General features: G+C 70.2%; 17 protein-coding genes. 13 read left to right on the top strand and 4 right to left on the bottom strand.

Going from position 1 to position 15304, the window contains the following annotated elements; translation table 11 throughout:
- The first annotated feature begins 35 nt into the window (after nucleotides 1-35).
- The 5 genes from V5F59_RS00805 (at nucleotide 36) to phnE (V5F59_RS00785) (ending at nucleotide 5608) form a co-directional block, all read left to right on the top strand.
- A complete protein-coding gene (locus tag V5F59_RS00805) occupies nucleotides 36-1295 on the top strand; it encodes an amidase (protein ID WP_393979771.1) in 1260 nt (419 codons plus the stop codon).
- Nucleotides 1296-1838: 543 nt separating this feature from the next.
- On the top strand, nucleotides 1839-2654 hold the full coding sequence (gene phnC / locus V5F59_RS00800; protein WP_393979411.1) for a phosphonate ABC transporter ATP-binding protein: 816 nt from the start codon (nucleotides 1839-1841) through the stop codon (nucleotides 2652-2654).
- Between the two features lie 96 nt (nucleotides 2655-2750).
- A complete protein-coding gene (gene phnD / locus V5F59_RS00795; RefSeq protein WP_393979409.1) occupies nucleotides 2751-3659 on the top strand; it encodes a phosphonate ABC transporter substrate-binding protein in 909 nt (302 codons plus the stop codon).
- A 204-nt stretch (nucleotides 3660-3863) separates the two neighbouring features.
- On the top strand, nucleotides 3864-4748 hold the full coding sequence (gene phnE, locus V5F59_RS00790) for a phosphonate ABC transporter, permease protein PhnE (protein ID WP_393979407.1): 885 nt from the start codon (nucleotides 3864-3866) through the stop codon (nucleotides 4746-4748).
- Nucleotides 4745-5608: a phosphonate ABC transporter, permease protein PhnE gene (gene phnE, locus V5F59_RS00785; protein WP_393979405.1), complete on the top strand. Its 864-nt coding sequence runs from the start codon at nucleotides 4745-4747 to the stop codon at nucleotides 5606-5608. The genes phnE (V5F59_RS00790) and phnE (V5F59_RS00785) overlap by 4 nt, the downstream gene beginning before the upstream one ends.
- 39 nt (nucleotides 5609-5647) lie before the next feature.
- Here phnE (V5F59_RS00785) and V5F59_RS00780 read toward each other — a convergent pair whose 3' ends face one another.
- Together V5F59_RS00780 and phnF are read right to left on the bottom strand one after the other, a co-directional pair.
- On the bottom strand, nucleotides 5648-6274 hold the full coding sequence (locus tag V5F59_RS00780) for a pyridoxamine 5'-phosphate oxidase family protein (protein WP_393979403.1): 627 nt from the start codon (nucleotides 6272-6274) through the stop codon (nucleotides 5648-5650).
- A 154-nt stretch (nucleotides 6275-6428) separates the two neighbouring features.
- A complete protein-coding gene (gene phnF / locus V5F59_RS00775; RefSeq protein ID WP_393979401.1) occupies nucleotides 6429-7196 on the bottom strand; it encodes a phosphonate metabolism transcriptional regulator PhnF in 768 nt (255 codons plus the stop codon).
- Nucleotides 7197-7377: 181 nt separating this feature from the next.
- On the opposite strand from phnF, the gene phnG reads away from it, so the two are divergent.
- The 8 genes from phnG to phnN all read left to right on the top strand — a co-directional run bounded on the left by phnG (nucleotide 7378) and on the right by phnN (nucleotide 13992).
- Nucleotides 7378-7881: a phosphonate C-P lyase system protein PhnG gene (phnG, locus tag V5F59_RS00770; RefSeq protein WP_393979399.1), complete on the top strand. Its 504-nt coding sequence runs from the start codon at nucleotides 7378-7380 to the stop codon at nucleotides 7879-7881.
- Entirely contained in the window at nucleotides 7881-8486 is a 606-nt protein-coding gene (gene phnH / locus V5F59_RS00765; RefSeq protein WP_393979397.1) for a phosphonate C-P lyase system protein PhnH, read from the top strand. The genes phnG and phnH overlap by 1 nt, the downstream gene beginning before the upstream one ends.
- 3 nt (nucleotides 8487-8489) lie before the next feature.
- Nucleotides 8490-9635 (top strand): carbon-phosphorus lyase complex subunit, encoded by a 1146-nt coding sequence (locus V5F59_RS00760; protein ID WP_393979395.1) that lies wholly within the window; start codon nucleotides 8490-8492, stop codon nucleotides 9633-9635.
- A gap of 26 nt (nucleotides 9636-9661) precedes the next feature.
- A complete protein-coding gene (locus V5F59_RS00755) occupies nucleotides 9662-10543 on the top strand; it encodes an alpha-D-ribose 1-methylphosphonate 5-phosphate C-P-lyase PhnJ (protein ID WP_393979769.1) in 882 nt (293 codons plus the stop codon).
- Nucleotides 10536-11324, top strand: coding sequence for a phosphonate C-P lyase system protein PhnK (gene phnK, locus V5F59_RS00750; protein WP_393979393.1), 789 nt, complete (start codon nucleotides 10536-10538; stop codon nucleotides 11322-11324). The genes V5F59_RS00755 and phnK overlap by 8 nt, the downstream gene beginning before the upstream one ends.
- A gap of 239 nt (nucleotides 11325-11563) precedes the next feature.
- Nucleotides 11564-12241, top strand: coding sequence for a phosphonate C-P lyase system protein PhnL (gene phnL, locus V5F59_RS00745; protein WP_509211151.1), 678 nt, complete (start codon nucleotides 11564-11566; stop codon nucleotides 12239-12241).
- A 45-nt stretch (nucleotides 12242-12286) separates the two neighbouring features.
- A complete protein-coding gene (locus tag V5F59_RS00740) occupies nucleotides 12287-13426 on the top strand; it encodes an alpha-D-ribose 1-methylphosphonate 5-triphosphate diphosphatase (protein WP_393979389.1) in 1140 nt (379 codons plus the stop codon).
- A complete protein-coding gene (gene phnN, locus V5F59_RS00735; protein WP_393979387.1) occupies nucleotides 13423-13992 on the top strand; it encodes a phosphonate metabolism protein/1,5-bisphosphokinase (PRPP-forming) PhnN in 570 nt (189 codons plus the stop codon). The genes V5F59_RS00740 and phnN overlap by 4 nt, the downstream gene beginning before the upstream one ends.
- 70 nt (nucleotides 13993-14062) lie before the next feature.
- Here phnN and sciP read toward each other — a convergent pair whose 3' ends face one another.
- Both sciP and V5F59_RS00725 read right to left on the bottom strand, forming a co-directional pair.
- The gene (gene sciP / locus V5F59_RS00730) at nucleotides 14063-14338 is read right to left on the bottom strand and encodes a CtrA inhibitor SciP (RefSeq protein WP_203194441.1); all 276 of its coding nucleotides are present in this window, start codon (nucleotides 14336-14338) and stop codon (nucleotides 14063-14065) included.
- A gap of 415 nt (nucleotides 14339-14753) precedes the next feature.
- Entirely contained in the window at nucleotides 14754-15194 is a 441-nt protein-coding gene (locus V5F59_RS00725; protein WP_393979384.1) for a nuclear transport factor 2 family protein, read from the bottom strand.
- Between the last annotated feature and the right edge of the window lie 110 nt (nucleotides 15195-15304).

The raw sequence follows: 15304 nt of genomic DNA, 5'->3' as shown, positions 1-15304 counted from the left end.
TTCCTGTCCGAACGTTCGAGTCCTCCTCCATGTCCCTGCTTTCCGCCCGCGACCTCGCCGCCTCCATCCGCGCGGGGCGCACCACGCCGCGCGCCGTGATGGAGGAGGCGGCCGCCGCCATCGCCGCCTGCGAAGGGGAGGTGAATGCCTTCGCCGCCCTCGACCTCGACATGGCCCTGCGGGCGAGCATGCTGAAGGGGCTCGATGCGCTGCCGCTGGCCGGCCTGCCGGTGGGCATCAAGGACATTCTCGACACGCGCGACTTCATCACCGCCTACGGCAGTCCCATCTATGAGGAGCACCGGCCCATCACCGACGCCCCCGTGGTGGGCATGACGCGTCGCGCCGGCGGCATCGTGGTGGGCAAGACGGTGACCACCGAGTTCGCCTTCCTGGAGCCCAGCGCCACCCGCAATCCGCGCCGGCTCAGCCACACGCCGGGCGGCTCCTCCGCTGGCTCCGCGGCGGCGGTGGCGGCAGGCATGCTGCCGCTCGCCATCGGCACGCAGACCGGCGGCTCGGTGATCCGCCCCGCCGCCTTCTGCGGGGTCACCGGCTACAAGCCCACCTTCCGCCTGCTGCCGACGCTGGGGATGAAGACCTTCTCCTGGCACCTCGACACCATCGGCCTGTTCGCCGCCCGGGTGCGGGACGCCGCCTTCGCCGTCGCCGCGCTCACCGGGCGGGACCTCGACATCGGCGATGAGATGGCTGAGGCGCCGCGGGTCGCGGTGGTGCGCACCGCCCGGGCCGACAACGCCTCGACCGACTCCCACGCCGCGCTGGAAACCGCCGCCCGTGCCCTGGAGGCGAAGGGTGCCCGCGTGTTCGACCTCGACCTGCCCGAAGCGCTCGAGGAGGCGGATGCCGCCCACCCCGTCATCCAGGACTTCGAGGCCGCCCTCTCCTTCATGGACGAGTATGTCTTCGCCCGCGACCAGCTCTCGCCGCTGCTGGCCGCCCACCTGGAGGCGGCGCGGACGATCACCCCCGAGGCCTATGACAACGCCCGGCGCACGGCCAAGCGCGGACGCCACGTGCTGGGCGACCTGTTCCGCGACGTGGACGCCATCCTCACCTTCTCCGCCCCCGGGCCGGCACCGGAAGGCCATGCCACCACCGGCTCGGCCATGTTCAACCGGCTGTGGACCCTCATGGGCTGCCCCGCCCTCAACGTCGCCGGCCTCACCGCGGCCAATGGCATGCCCGTGGGCGTGCAGGTGGTGGGCCGGTTCGGACGCGACCGCCAGGCGCTCGCGGTGGCCAACCTGCTGGAAGCGGCGATCACCAGCTGAAATACAATATTTCAGAAGCTTTCGTCGTGCGCCGCAGCGTCGGGGAAAAGGAAGTGGGCCCACCGCCTCGTGCCGCATCAGTCATTGCGCCGCAGCGGAAGGCATCGGCAATGCAGCACAACTTACCTCTTCCGGCCCCATGAGAGTTTGCTAAGTTCGCTTCCAAGATCGACCGTGCGAGGCTGAAGATGACATTTGGCCATCTGCTCACCGTGATCGAGACGTGCGCCGCCTTTGCCTTCGTGGGTGCGGTGCTGTTCGGCATGGTTTGACGCCAGGGGCTGCCATCGCCCTCGCCGGACCGAAGAACACAACAATGTGAGGTCCGGTCGATCCGCGACGCCGGAGGGGAGATCCCCTCCGGCGTCGCTGCATTTGGGGCCGTGGCGCGACCCCGGGGACCGTCACAATCGGCGTCCCGCCGGCATGACAGTTTTCTGACGCCGGCCGCGGCGCGCCGAAGGAATGGAAGGGTCGCCGGAGCGTCATACGGGTGTTGCGCACCGGGCTTATCGGGTCCTCGACGCGCAACGGAGCGACCCGATGCTGGTGATCGAAGGCCTGACCCGCCGCTTCGGCGACAAGGAGGCCGTCTCGAACGTCGATCTTCAGATCGGCGACGGCGCCTTCATCGGCGTCATCGGCCGGTCCGGCGCCGGCAAGTCCACGCTCCTGCGCATGATCAACCGCCTGCAGGAGCCCTCGTCCGGCCGCATCCTCTACAACGGGCAGGACGTCACCGCCCTGAAGGGCCGGGCGCTGCGCGAATGGCGCGCCCAGGCGGCCATGATCTTCCAGCAGTTCAACCTGGTGGGCCGGCTCGACGTGCTCACCAACGTGCTCATGGGCCGCCTCGCCGCCGTTCCGGCCTGGCGCTCGCTGACCAAGACCTGGCGCCCGGAGGACCGGGCTGTCGCCCTCTCCGCCCTCGACCAGTTCGACATCGCCCCGCTCGCCGCCCAGCGGGCCGACAGCCTGTCCGGCGGGCAGCAGCAGCGCGTCGCCATCGCCCGCGCCCTGGCCCAGGAGCCGTCGCTCATCCTCGCCGACGAGCCCATCGCCTCGCTTGATCCGCGCAACACCCGGATCGTCATGGACGCGCTTTTGCGCATCAACAAGCACTTCGGCATCACGGTGCTGTGCAACCTGCACTCCCTCGATCTCGCCCGCACCTATTGCGACCGCCTCGTGGGCATGGCGCAGGGCCGCGTGGTGTTCGACGGCGCACCCTCCGCCCTCACCGACAGCGTCGCCCACGACCTCTACGGCCTGGAGGCCGGGGAGGTCATGGACACGCCCCAGGTCCGGCAGCCGGCCGCCGTGGACGCCGGCCTTCCGGAAGCCGCGGCGATGGCCTGAACGGCCAGCCGCCCCGCCGGCCAGGGCACCGCAGTCCCGGCGCCGCCGGCCCCATCCGTTCGTTCACGTCGAGAAATGTCCGACAGGAGCCGAGACATGCTGAACCGTCGTACCCTGATCGCGGCCGCCGCCGCGCTTGCCGTCTCCACCGGCGCGGCCGCCGCGCAGGAGTGGAAGGCGAAGTATCCCGAGCTCGTCTTCGCCATCATCCCGGCGGAGAACGCCTCGGGCGTCACCGAGCGCTTCGCGCCGCTGATGGACTATCTCTCCAAGCAGCTCGGCACCAAGGTGACCCTGCGCATCGCCAACGACTATGCGGCGGTGATCGAGGGCCAGCGCGCCGGCAACATCCACATCGCCTCCTACGGCCCGTCCTCGTTCGCCCGCGCGCTGATGACCGGCGCCAAGATCGAGGCCTTCGCCATCGAGGTGAACCTGGACGGCACCAAGGGCTACCACTCGGTGCTCTACGTGAAGGCCGACAGCCCCTACAAGTCCATCGAGGACCTGAAGGGCAAGAACCTCTGCCTCGTCGATCCCAACTCCACCTCCGGCAACAACGTGCCGCGCTTCGCCCTCAACAAGATGGGCCTGAAGCCGGACGAGTTCTTCAGCAAGGTGGTCTACGCCGGCTCGCACGAGAACGCGGTCATCGCCGTGCAGCAGGGCACCTGCGACGCCGCCTTCAACTGGTGGAACGACGAGCAGGAGTCCAACCTGAAGCGCATGGAGCGCAAGGGGATGGCGAAGTACGACGACTTCCGCATCATCTTCAAGTCCGACCAGATCGTGAACTCGCCCTACGCCTATCTCGCCGACATGCCGGCCGAGCTGAAGGCGAAGATCCGCGACGCGTTCTTCACCATCCAGCAGAACGACAAGGCCGCCTTCGACAAGATCTATGAAGGCAAGCAGCAGCCCTGGCAGCCCATCGACAACGAGTCCTACGTCTCGATCATCGAGCTCAACAAGTTCGTGGACGAGCTGCGCAAGAAGAAGTCCTGATCGCGACGTCCTGATCTCCGTCCGGGGATCGCTTTTCCCTCCCCCGCCTGGCGGGGGAGGGCATCCAGGCCCAACGTCGTCCGGCTTCGCCCGGCTCCGGTCATGCGCCCGCAGGACTGCGGCCGGGTGGATCCTCCGGGTCCGCCGGGGGACGACATCCCGAACCCGGCCTCCGGCGCGAGGCCCACACGTGAAGCAACGCCCGTGTCCCACGCCATCGCCCGCCTGCCCGACGAGCAGCTCGCGCCCCTGATCGCCCGCTACGAGGCGGCGGTGCAGGCGCGGCGGCGCCACACCTTCATCGTGGCCGCCGTGGTGCTCCTGTGCATCGCCCTCTCCTCATGGATGGGCGAGGTGAAGCCGGCGGTCCTCATCGCCAATGCGGGGCGCCTCACCAACTATTTCTGGAGCATCACGCCCACCCTGCGCTGGTCGAGCCTGTGGGCGGACCTGTCCGAATGGTACTGGAACCTCGACCACTGGCTGGCGCTGCTCCTCGACACCATCCTCATCGCCTATCTCGGCACGCTGCTCGGCGGCATCGGCGCCTTTCTCCTCTGCTTCCTCGCCAGCGCCAACCTGGTGAAGAACCCATTCATCCGCATTGCCGCCCGCCGCTTCCTGGAATTCTGCCGCACGGTGCCGGAGCTGGTGTTCGCGCTGCTGTTCGTGGTGGCCTTCGGCCTCGGGCCCATGCCCGGCGTGCTGGCGCTCGCCATCCACACCATGGGGGCGCTGGGCAAGCTGTTCGCGGAGGTGGTCGAGAACATCGACATGAAGCCGGTGGACGGGGCCGTCGCCTCGGGCGGCTCCTGGGCGCAGATGGTGCGCTTCGCCGTGGTGCCGCAGGTCACCTCCAACTTCGCGTCCTACGGGCTGCTCCGCTTCGAGATCAACGTGCGCGAGGCCTCCATCATGGGTTTCGTGGGCGCGGGCGGCATCGGCCAGGACCTCGTGGAGGCCATCCGCAAGTTCTATTACTCGGACGTGTCGGCCATCCTCATCCTCATCATCGCCGCGGTGGTGGTCATCGACCTCGTGACGGAGCAGGTGCGCCACCGCCTCATCGGATGGGAGGCGCGGCAATGAACCGGGCGCGCATCACCCTTTCCCCCGAGGACCGCGCGCGGCTCGCGAGCGCCCATCCGGCCGCCCTCTCCGGCGCGCCGGGCGAGCGGATGCGGACGCTGCTCCTCATCGCCGCCGCGGCTGGCATCGCCCTGTTCGGCTTCTGGCGGCTCGGCTTCAATTTCGACCGCATTGGCTCGGGCATCGTCCAGCTCGGGCATTTCGTGACGCTGATGCTGCCGCCGAACCCCGGCACGCAGCTGCCGCTCTACATGCACGCGCTGGGCGAGACGCTGGCCATCGCCTTCCTCGGCACGCTGGGCGGAGCGATCCTCGCCTTCCCGTTCGGCTTCCTCGCGGCCAAGAACGTGATCCCCAACATCTTCGCCCATTTCGCCGTGCGGCGCGTGCTGGACACGGTGCGCGGGATCGACCGCCTCATCTGGGCGCTGATCTATGTGACGGTGGTGGGCCTCGGCCCGTTCGCCGGCATCCTCGCCATCGCCACCGCCAGCTTCGGCGAGCTGGGCAAATTGTTCTCCGAGGCGGTGGAGGCGCTGGACCGCAAGCCCGTGGAAGGCGTCACCTCCACCGGCGGCTCGCAGGTGGAGGCGGTGCGCTTCGGCATGCTGCCGCAGGTGCTCCCGGTGCTGGCGAGCCAGCTGCTCTATTACTTCGAATCCAATGCGCGGCAGTCCACCATCGTGGGCATCGTCGGGGCGGGCGGCCTCGGCCTCCACCTCGCGGAGCAGATCCGCGTGCTGGAATGGCAGAAGGTGTCCTTCCTCATCCTGATGATGCTGGTGATGGTGGCGGTGATCGACTTCATCTCCTCGCGCCTGCGCTTCTCCATCATCGGGCGGGCGCGCCTGGAGCCCTGAGGCCCGCGCAGCGATCGGGGAACGGCCGGCCCCGAGGCCTCAGTAGAGGATGCCGCGATAGCGGGCGACCATCGCCTCCTGGCTCTCCGCCTCGGCCGGGCTGCCGCTCCCTTTCTTGGCGGCGATCTGGTCGCGCAGCATCTCCCCCATGGTGGGCAGCGCCGAGCGCTCCAGCTGCGCATCCGGATCCCACAGGCGGGAGCGCATGAAAGCCTTGGCGCAGTGGAGATACGCCTCCTCCACCTCGACCTTCAAAACCGTGCGCGGGACCTTGCCTGCGACGGCGAAGCGCGCCGCCAGATCCGCGTCGTCGTGGATGGCGGCACGGCCGTTGACGCGCAGAGTCTCGTCCACGCCGGGGATGAGGAAGAGCAGGCCCACCTGCCCGTTCGCGAGGATGTTGCACAGGGAGTCGAGCCGGTTGTTGCCCGGCCGGTCGGGGATCAGCAGCTCGCGTTCGGTGGCGGCGACGAAACCCGGCGTGTCGCCGCGGGGGGAGACGTCCGTCGCGCCCGTGGCATCGGCGGTGGCGATGAGCACGAACGGGCTGAGGGCGATGAAGCGCCGGCAATGGGCATCGAGCCGGTCGAGCTGCTTGTCCACGCTCCGCCCGTTCGCCTGGCCATAGATGCGGCGCAGCGCGCCCTCGTCGTCGATGCGGGCCATAGAGCCTCTCCTGCTGTGTCCGGGTCCTGAACGACCGCCTCGGGACCGGCGGCACCAGAGCATTTCCGGCAAGCCCCGGTTCACCGGAAATGCCCGATCCGTTTGTTCCTGCGCAACTCCTGGCGGAAGGCCGCTGCGCACGCAGTGGAATTGCCTATGGCTTGAGCACCAGCTGCACGCGGTCGGCGGCGAAGGAGGAGCGGCCCCATTGCAGGGGCGTGCCGCTCGCGTCCACGTCGAGGCGCTCCAGCACCATCACCGCGCGGCCGGGCGCCAGCGAGAGGATCTCCATCTCCCGCGGGTTGGCGGGGCGGGCGGTGATGCGCGTCTCGCGCCGGCGGAAATCCTCGATGCCGAGGGTGGCCAGCGCCCGCGTCAGCGAGCCGGTGGCCGCATAGATGAGGTCGAGGTCGCGGCAGCGCGCATGGGGAAACCAGGCGGTGCCGCAGGAGATGGGCACGCCGTCCGCCTCGTGGGTGGTCTCGATGCGCAGCACCGGCGTCCCCTCGGGGATGGCAAGCTCGCGCGCCACGTCCGGGCAGGCCGGCTCCACCGAGGAGCCGAGGTAGCGGCCGAACGGCTCGCGCCCGCCCGCCGTCACGATCTCCGAGAAGCGCGTGCGCGCGCCGATGGGGTAGCGCAGGGGCGGCTCCTTCACGAAGGTGCCGCGCCCCGCCGTCGCCTCGATCAGGCCCTGTTCCGCCAGATGCGCCAACGCGCGGCGCAGGGTGTGGCGGTTCACCCCGAAGCGCTCGGCCAGCTCCGCCTCCACCGGCAGGCGCGCGCCCGGCTTCAGGGCGCCGGACTGCATCTCCTGCGCCAGGGTCTCGGCGATCTGCCGCCAGAGGGTCACGCCACTGCCGCGCGCGACCCGCCCCTCCGCCGGCGCGGTTTCCCCGGCGCCGTCCGGGACGTCCGTCATCGCCTTGTGACCCTTCGCGGAGAAACTGCGCGGCGTTCCCGACATTTTTCGCCCCCGTGACGGCCAAGCCGTCTTGCATATTTGTATAGACTATTATACAAATCATGTCCAGCAGAGCCACGGGCTCCGCAAGCGGTCACCGCGTGCCTGCACCCGCCCGGCACCAGCCTTCGAGGCAAGCATGTTGCCCGACGCCCCTTCCTCAGGACAGCCCCCGGCACCGCCCGCCCCCGGCGCGCCCGCCACCGAGACCACCCAGCGCCAAGCCATGATGGCCCTGTTCGCCCGCGCCACCCGCAAGGAGCTGGAGGCGGCGGTGGAACGCTTCCGCCCCTTCCCGCCACTGAAGAGGCTGCGCCCCTCCGAGGTCGGGCTCGCCATGGTGCAGGGCCGCACCGGCGGCGACGGCGCGCCCTTCAATCTGGGGGAAACCACCGTGACCCGCGCCGCCATGCAGGTGGAGGGCGGGCCCACCGGCATTTCCTACATGCTGGGCCGCGTGCCGGAGAAAGCGGAAGCCGCCGCCACCCTCGACGCCTTCTGGCAGGAGCCGGCCCTGCGCCTCGCGGTGGAGGATGCGCTGGCCCCGGTGCGCCGCCGCCTCGCCGCGGAGGAAGCCGCCGCGGCCGCCGAGACCGAAGGCACCAAGGTCAACTTCTTCACCATGACGCGCGGAGAGGACTGATGGCTGCGCCCGCCACCGCCCTCGCCGCCGGCTTCGCCGACCCGGTGCACGACGCCCAGCGCGCCTTTTCCGCCCTCATGTGGGCCATGGCGCAGCCGGGCCTGCCGGTGCCGCTTTCAAGCGAGCTTGCGCCCCCTGCCCCCCTCTCGCCGGAGATGGCGGCCGCGGCCCTCGCACTGCTGGATTATGAGACGCCGGTCTTCCTCGACAGGGCGCTGGCCGCGCATCCCCAGGTGGCCGCCTTCCTGCGCTTCCACACCGGCGCGCCCCTCGCGGCGGAGCCGGCCGGCGCCCGCTTCGCCCTCATCGGCGACCCGGCGGGGCTGGCGGATTTTTCCGCCTTCGCCCAGGGCGAGCCGGACTATCCCGACCGCTCGGCCACCCTCCTCGTGCAGGTGGAGACCCTGGGGGCGGGCGCGCTCGCGCTGGAGGGGCCCGGCATCAAGGGCCGGCGGGCCTTTGCTGCCGCGCCCTTGCCGGCAGATTTCGACCGGCGGCTCGCCGCCAACCGGATGCTCTATCCGCTCGGCGTCGACCTCTTCCTCATCGCGCCGGGGGCCGTGGCCGGCCTGCCGCGCAGCGTCATGCCATTCCCGGAGGATTGACCCATGTACGTGGCGGTGAAAGGCGGCGAGGCTGCCATCCGCAACGCCCATGCGCTCCTTGCGAAGCGTCGGCGGGGCGATGACTCTGTGCCCGAGATCGGGCTGGACCAGATTGCGGAGCAGCTCGGCCTCGCCGTGGACCGGGTGATGGCGGAGGGCTCGCTTTACGACCGCGAGCTCGCGGCCCTGGCCATCAAGCAGGCGCGCGGCGACCTCATCGAGGCGATCTTCCTCGCCCGCGCCTTCCGCACCACCTTGCCCCGCTTCGGCGCCACGGTGCCGGTGGACACGGGCGCCATGCGGGTGGAGCGGCGCATCTCGGCCACCTTCAAGGACCTGCCCGGCGGGCAGGTGCTCGGTCCCACCTTCGACTATACCCACCGCCTGCTGGACGAGCGGCTGGCCACCCGCGCGACCGACGCCACCGCGCCGGCGGCCCCGCAGCCGGACACGCCGCCGGAGGTGGCGGAGCCTCCCGCCGCGGCCCCCATGCCCCGCGTCACCGACCTCTTGGGCGACGAAGGCCTCATCGAGCCCGCCCCTGCGGACGACGGCACGCCGCCGCGCGACCTGACCCGCGAGCCCCTCGCCTTCCCCGCCGACCGGCCCCTGCGCCTGCAGGCGCTGGCGCGGGGCGACGAGGGCTTCCTGCTGTCGCTCGGCTATTCCACCCAGCGCGGCTACGCCCGCACCCACCCGTTCGTTGGCGAGATCCGCTTCGGCACGGTGGAGGTGGGCCTCCATGCCGAGGAACTGGGCTTTGCCGTGCCGCTGGGCGAGATCGCCGTCACCGAGTGCCAGAGCGTGAACCAGTTCAGGGGCTCGGCCACCCAGCCGCCGCAGTTCACCCGCGGCTACGGCCTGGTGTTCGGCCAGTGCGAGCGCAAGGCCATGTCCATGGCGCTGGTGGACCGGGCACTGCGCTTCGCCGAGCTGGGCGAGGAGAAGAGCGCGCCGGCGCAGGACGAGGAATTCGTCCTCTCCCATTGCGACAACGTGCAGGCCACCGGCTTCGTGGAGCACCTGAAGCTGCCCCACTACGTGGACTTCCAGGCCGAGCTGGACCTCATCCGCCGCATGCGGGCGGAGCTGGCCGAGGGCCCGGACGACGAAACGGCCGAGCCTCTTCGGCAGGAGGCCGCGGAATGAACGCCATCGCCAATTCCGCCGCCGGCATGCCGGCCATCACCTACAACTTCGCCTATCTGGACGAACAGACGAAACGGATGATCCGCCGGGCCATCCTGAAGGCCATCGCCATCCCCGGCTATCAGGTGCCCTTCGCCAGCCGCGAGATGCCCATGCCCTACGGCTGGGGCACGGGCGGCGTGCAGGTGACGGCCTCCATCCTCGGCGCCGACGACGTGCTGAAGGTGATCGACCAGGGCTCGGACGACACCACCAATGCGGTGGCCATCCGCACCTTCTTCGAGACCACGGCCAGGGTCGCCACCACCACCCGCACACAGGAGGCGAGCGTCATCCAGACCCGCCACCGCATTCCCGAGGCGCAGCTGAAGGCGGGGCAGGTCATCGTCTACCAGGTGCCGATCCCCGAGCCTCTGCGCTTCCTGGAGCCGCGCGAGACCGAGACGCGCCGCCTGCACGCGCTGGCCGACTACGGCCTGATGCAGGTGAAGCTCTACGAGGACATCGCCCGCCACGGCCACATCGCCACCACCTACGCCTATCCGGTGAAGGTTCAGGGCCGCTACGTGATGGACCCCTCCCCCATCCCCAAGTTCGACAATCCGAAGATGAACGACAGCCCGGCGCTGCAATTGTTCGGCGCGGGGCGCGAGAAGCGCATCTATGCCATCCCGCCGCACACGCAGGTGGTGTCGCTGGATTTCGAGGACCACCCGTTCCGGGTGCAGGCGTTCACGCACCCCTGCGCCCTGTGCGGCGCCGAGGGCGTCTATCTCGACGAGGTGATCCTCGACGACAAGGGCTCCCGCATGTTCGTGTGCTCCGACACGGACCATTGCTCCACCCGCCAGGCGGAGGGCCACACCGGCACCATGAGCGCGCCCTACAGCGAGGCCGGCCATGACTGAGCCCCCCGCTGACGCCCCCCTCCTCGTCGCCGAGAGCCTCGCGAAATACTACGGCGCGCGCCTCGGCTGCCGCGACGTGGACCTTACCCTCCACGCGGGCGAGGTCCTGGCCATCGTCGGCGAGTCGGGCTCCGGCAAGTCCACCTTGCTGGGCCTCCTCTCCACCGAGCTTTCCCCCAGCGCCGGGCGCGTCTCCTACCGCATGCGGGACGGGGAGCTGCGCGACCTCGCCGGCCTTACCGAAGCCGAGCGCCGGCTGCTCCTGCGCACCGACTGGGGCTTCGTGCGCCAGCATGCGGAGCAGGGCCTGCGCATGGCGGTCTCGGCCGGCGGCAATGTGGGCGAGCGGCTGATGGCGGTGGGCTGGCGCCACTATGGCAACATCCGCCAGGAGGCCGCCGACTGGCTGGGCCGGGTGGAGATCGCCGCCGAGCGCATGGACGACGATCCGCGCACGTTCTCCGGCGGCATGCGCCAGCGCCTGCAGATCGCCCGCAACCTCGTCACCCGCCCGCGCCTCGTTTTCATGGACGAGCCCACGAGCGGCCTCGACGTGTCGGTGCAGGCGCGTCTGCTGGACCTCATCCGCCAGCTGGTGGAGGAATTCGGCCTCGCGGTGGTGATCGTCACCCACGACCTCGCCGTGGCGCGGCTGCTCTCCCACCGCATCATGGTGATGAAGTCCGGCCGCGTGATCGAACAGGGCCTCACCGACCAGGTGCTCGACGACCCGCGCGAGCCCTACACCCAGCTCCTCGTCTCCTCGGTGCTCGCCGCATGACGACGTTCGATACGCCCCCCTCCACGGTGTCCCGGCCAAATGCAGCGCCAGCGGAGCTGGCGCGGAACGCGAGCAGGGACCCGGCGCAAGAGTCCGCCGAAGGCGCTTCCATGTCTCAGCGTCCCTGGAATTCACCTGCTGCGCAGAAGTCTAGCGTTGGATCCCGGCCCGGCGCTCCGGCTTCGCCGTCACTCGGCCGGGACACGTGGGACGCCAGCGCTCCCGACCGCCCCCTCCTCGTGGTGGAAGACCTCGCCAAGAGCTTCACCCTGCACCTCCAGGGCGGCGTGCGGCTGCCGGTGGTGTCGGCCGTGTCGTTCGAGGTGTTCCCCGGCGAGTGCGTAGCCCTGGGTGGCCCGTCCGGGGCGGGCAAGAGCTCCATCCTCAAGATGGTCTACGGCAATTACCGCATCGATGCCGGCTCCGTGCGCATGGCGGACGAGGACGGCGTCGCCGAGGTGGCGGGCGCCGCGCCGCGGCGGATGCTGCGCCTGCGGCGGGAGCGGGTGGGCTATGTGAGCCAGTTCCTGCGTGTGATCCCGCGCGTCGGCGCCCTCGACGTGGTGGCCGCGCCCCTGCGTGCCGAGGGCGTAAACGAGGAGGAGGCGAAGGCCCGCGCCGCCGCTTTGCTCGCCCGCCTCAACCTGCCGGAGCGGCTGTGGGGGCTGCCGCCCGCCACCTTCTCCGGCGGCGAGCAGCAGCGGGTGAACGTGGCGCGCGGCTTCATCGGCGCCCAGCCGCTGCTGCTGCTGGACGAGCCCACCGCATCGCTGGACGCCGCCAACCGCGCGGTGGTCATCGACCTCATCCATGAGAAGAAGGCGGCCGGCTGCGGGTTGCTCGGCATCTTCCACGATGCCGAGACCCGCGAGGCGGTGGCCGACCGGGTGGTGGACGTCGCCCGCTTTTCCGCCTGACCGCTCATCGCCCTCCAATTCATCGAACAGAGCCGGATCCGCCCCATGACCGAACAGGTGCTCGCCAATGCCCGCCTCGTGCTCGCGGACGAGGTGATCCTCGGCCACGTGACCCTGCGCGATGGCGCCATCGCCGCCATCGGCACCGGAGCGGTGCCGCCGGGCGCGGAGGACCTTGAGGGCGACTATCTGCTGCCCGGCCTGGTGGAGCTGCATACGGACCATGTGGAGGGCCATCTCGCCCCCCGGCCCAAGGTGCGCTGGAACCCGGTGGCCGCCGTGCTCGCCCATGACGCGCAGATCGCCGCCTCCGGCATCACCACCGTGTTCGACAGCCTGCGCGTGTGGCCGGACAAGAAGGCGGTGGGCATGGATGGCGACGCGCCCCAGCTGATCGCCGCCCTGAAGGAAGCCCGCGCCGCCGGCGCCCTGCGCGCCGACCACCTCATCCATTTGCGCTGCGAGGTGCCCACCGACACGGTGGTGGAGGACGCCGCCGCCATCCTCGACCGGACGGACGTGCAGCTGATCTCCCTCATGGACCACACGCCCGGCCAGCGGCAGTTTGCGACCATCGACCAGTTCCGCTCCTATTACATGAAGAAGAGCGGCATCTCGGCCGAGGAGATGGATGTGATCGTGACCTCGCGGCTGGAGTTCCACCACCGCTTCGCGCGGGAGAACCGCGCCGGCCTCGTGGCCCTCGCCCATGCCCACGGCTGCGTGGTGGCGAGCCATGACGACGGCACTCCCGAGCATGTGGCGGAGGCCATCGGCGACGGCGTCGCCGTCGCCGAGTTCCCCACCACCGAGGAGGCCGCCAAGCTCTCCCACGAGGCCGGCATCCGCGTGCTGATGGGCGCGCCGAACCTGGTGCGCGGCGGCTCCCACACCGGCAACGCCTCGGCCGAGGCGCTGGCGCGGGCCGGGCTGCTCGACATCCTGTCGTCGGACTACGTGCCCTCGTCCCTGCTGTGGGCCGCCTTCGACCTCACCCGGCGCGTGCCGTCCATCGGCCTGCCGCGGGCGGTGCGCATGATCACCAAGACGCCGGCGGAAGTGGCCGGCCTCGCCGATCGCGGCGAGATCGCGCAAGGCCGCCGGGCGGATCTGGTGCGCGTGGGCCTCGCCGGCGAGATCCCGGTGGCCAGGGCCACCTATCGCGAGGGGCGGCGCGTGGCATGAGCGCGGACAGGACAGGTCCGGGAACCCTGCTGCTGGTGGTGGGTCCCTCCGGCGCCGGCAAGGACACGCTCCTCGACATCGCCCGCGCGAACTTCGCCGGCGAGGCCCGCGTGCTGTTCGCCCGGCGCCTCGTCACCCGGCCGGCAGGCGCGGGGGAGGACAACGGCACGCTGAGCGAAAGGGACTTCGAGGCGGCCCGCGCCGCCGGGCGCTTTCCCCTCAGCTGGCGGGCGCACGGCCTCGCCTATGCCCTGGGGCCGGAGGTGCGGGACACCATCGCCGCCGGCGGCGTGGTGGTGGCCAACGGCTCCCGCGCCACCCTGCCGGAGGCACGGGCGCGCTTTGCCCGCGTCAAGGTGGTGCATGTGACGGCGCCGGCCGCAGTGCGGGCGCATCGGCTGGCCGCGCGCGGCCGCGAAAGCGCCGCCGACATCGAGGAGCGCCTCACCCGCGCCCCGGAGGTGGACGTGTCGCCCGACCTCACCATCGAGAATGTGGGAACGCCCGCGGAGGCCGGCGCGGCCCTGTGCGGCTTCATCGCGGAGGAGCTTGCGGCGGTGGCCTGAGGGCCGCCGCACCGCCCCATCGCCCCGCGGGGAAAGCCCGCGGGCGGCGGCGGGCGCAGGCCCGGTGGCCTTATTGCCGGTAGTGCTGGATGCGGGTGGTCCGGAGGCCGGGAAGGCCGTGGCGGTCGATGGAGGACTGCCAGGACAGGAACTCGTCCACGGTCAGCGTATAGCGCTTGCACGCTTCCTCCAGGGACAGGAGCCCGCCGCGCACGGCGGCGACCACCTCGGCCTTGCGGCGGATGACCCAGCGTCGGGTATCCGGCGGCGGCAGATCGGCGATGGTCAGCGGCCCGCCGTCGGGTCCGATTACATATTTTACCCGCGGCCGATAGGCATCGGTCATTGCTACGCACCTGTTACTCATCTCAGCCCAAGAGAAGATGGCAGGCGCGAATGAAAAATTTGCTAAGGCACGAGAACAACTGGATTTTTACTTGTCTTAACGCCGCGTGAACAGTGCGTTTTTGAAACGTAAATGACAGCGAGTATTTTTCGCAAAATGCGAATTGGGCAAGGCTTGAGGAGGAATTGTACGCGGGACGCGCAAGGAGAAGGTGCGTCATGACGGATATCGTCTACTTAAACAGGCTCGCCCCGGGCGCGCCCCTCGCGTGGCGATCGCCAGCCACCCCTTCTCTCTGGCTGATTTGAGACGGGGTCTCCCCATCGCGCCAGGCGGTTCAGCGGCGATTTATGACGCCTCATGTGACGGCACCTCAAGGCGGGCCGTGGCTGACGGCCCCGCGCCCCGGCGCGGCTTACGGCTTCGGCGCGGCCGGGCCGCCCGCCAGGGGCGAGGACCAGAGCACGATCCTGCCGGCCCTGAACTTGATCGTGTAGCTCGCCATGCGATGGTCCACGCCGTTGGCCCGCAGCGCGTCGCTGCGAACCTCCGCGCGCCCCGTCACGGTGTCGCCCGCGCCCTCCACCACGGTGAGGGACGCCTGAAAGTGGTCTGCGATGTTCTTTTCAAACGAGCGCCTGACGGCAGCCTCGCCGACGCACGCGGGATTGCACGACGCGTCTTCCCGCACCGCATCCGGCGCGAAGAACGTCATCAATCCTTCGAGATCGCCGCGGTTGCGCGCATCGATCGCCTGGCGAAAGATCAACGCCGGGTCGGTCTGGGCAAAGGCGGCGGGCACGGGGCAGGTCACGGCGAAAAGCATGAACAGGCAAGCACAAGCGCGATTGCTCATCTCACACCTCCGATCCAGGTCGCAGTCGATCCCGGTCGCAGTGGACGCTTGGATCTTAACCGAAATTTCCCGGATGGACGACGGGTCCGCCCCCATTCCGGGGCGGACCG

The organism is Xanthobacter nonsaccharivorans, from assembly GCF_043194755.2.
Classification (GTDB): domain Bacteria; phylum Pseudomonadota; class Alphaproteobacteria; order Rhizobiales; family Xanthobacteraceae; genus Xanthobacter; species Xanthobacter autotrophicus_G.
Note: the sequence above shows the minus strand (reverse complement) of the source record. Positions and strands in the feature narration are given on the sequence as shown.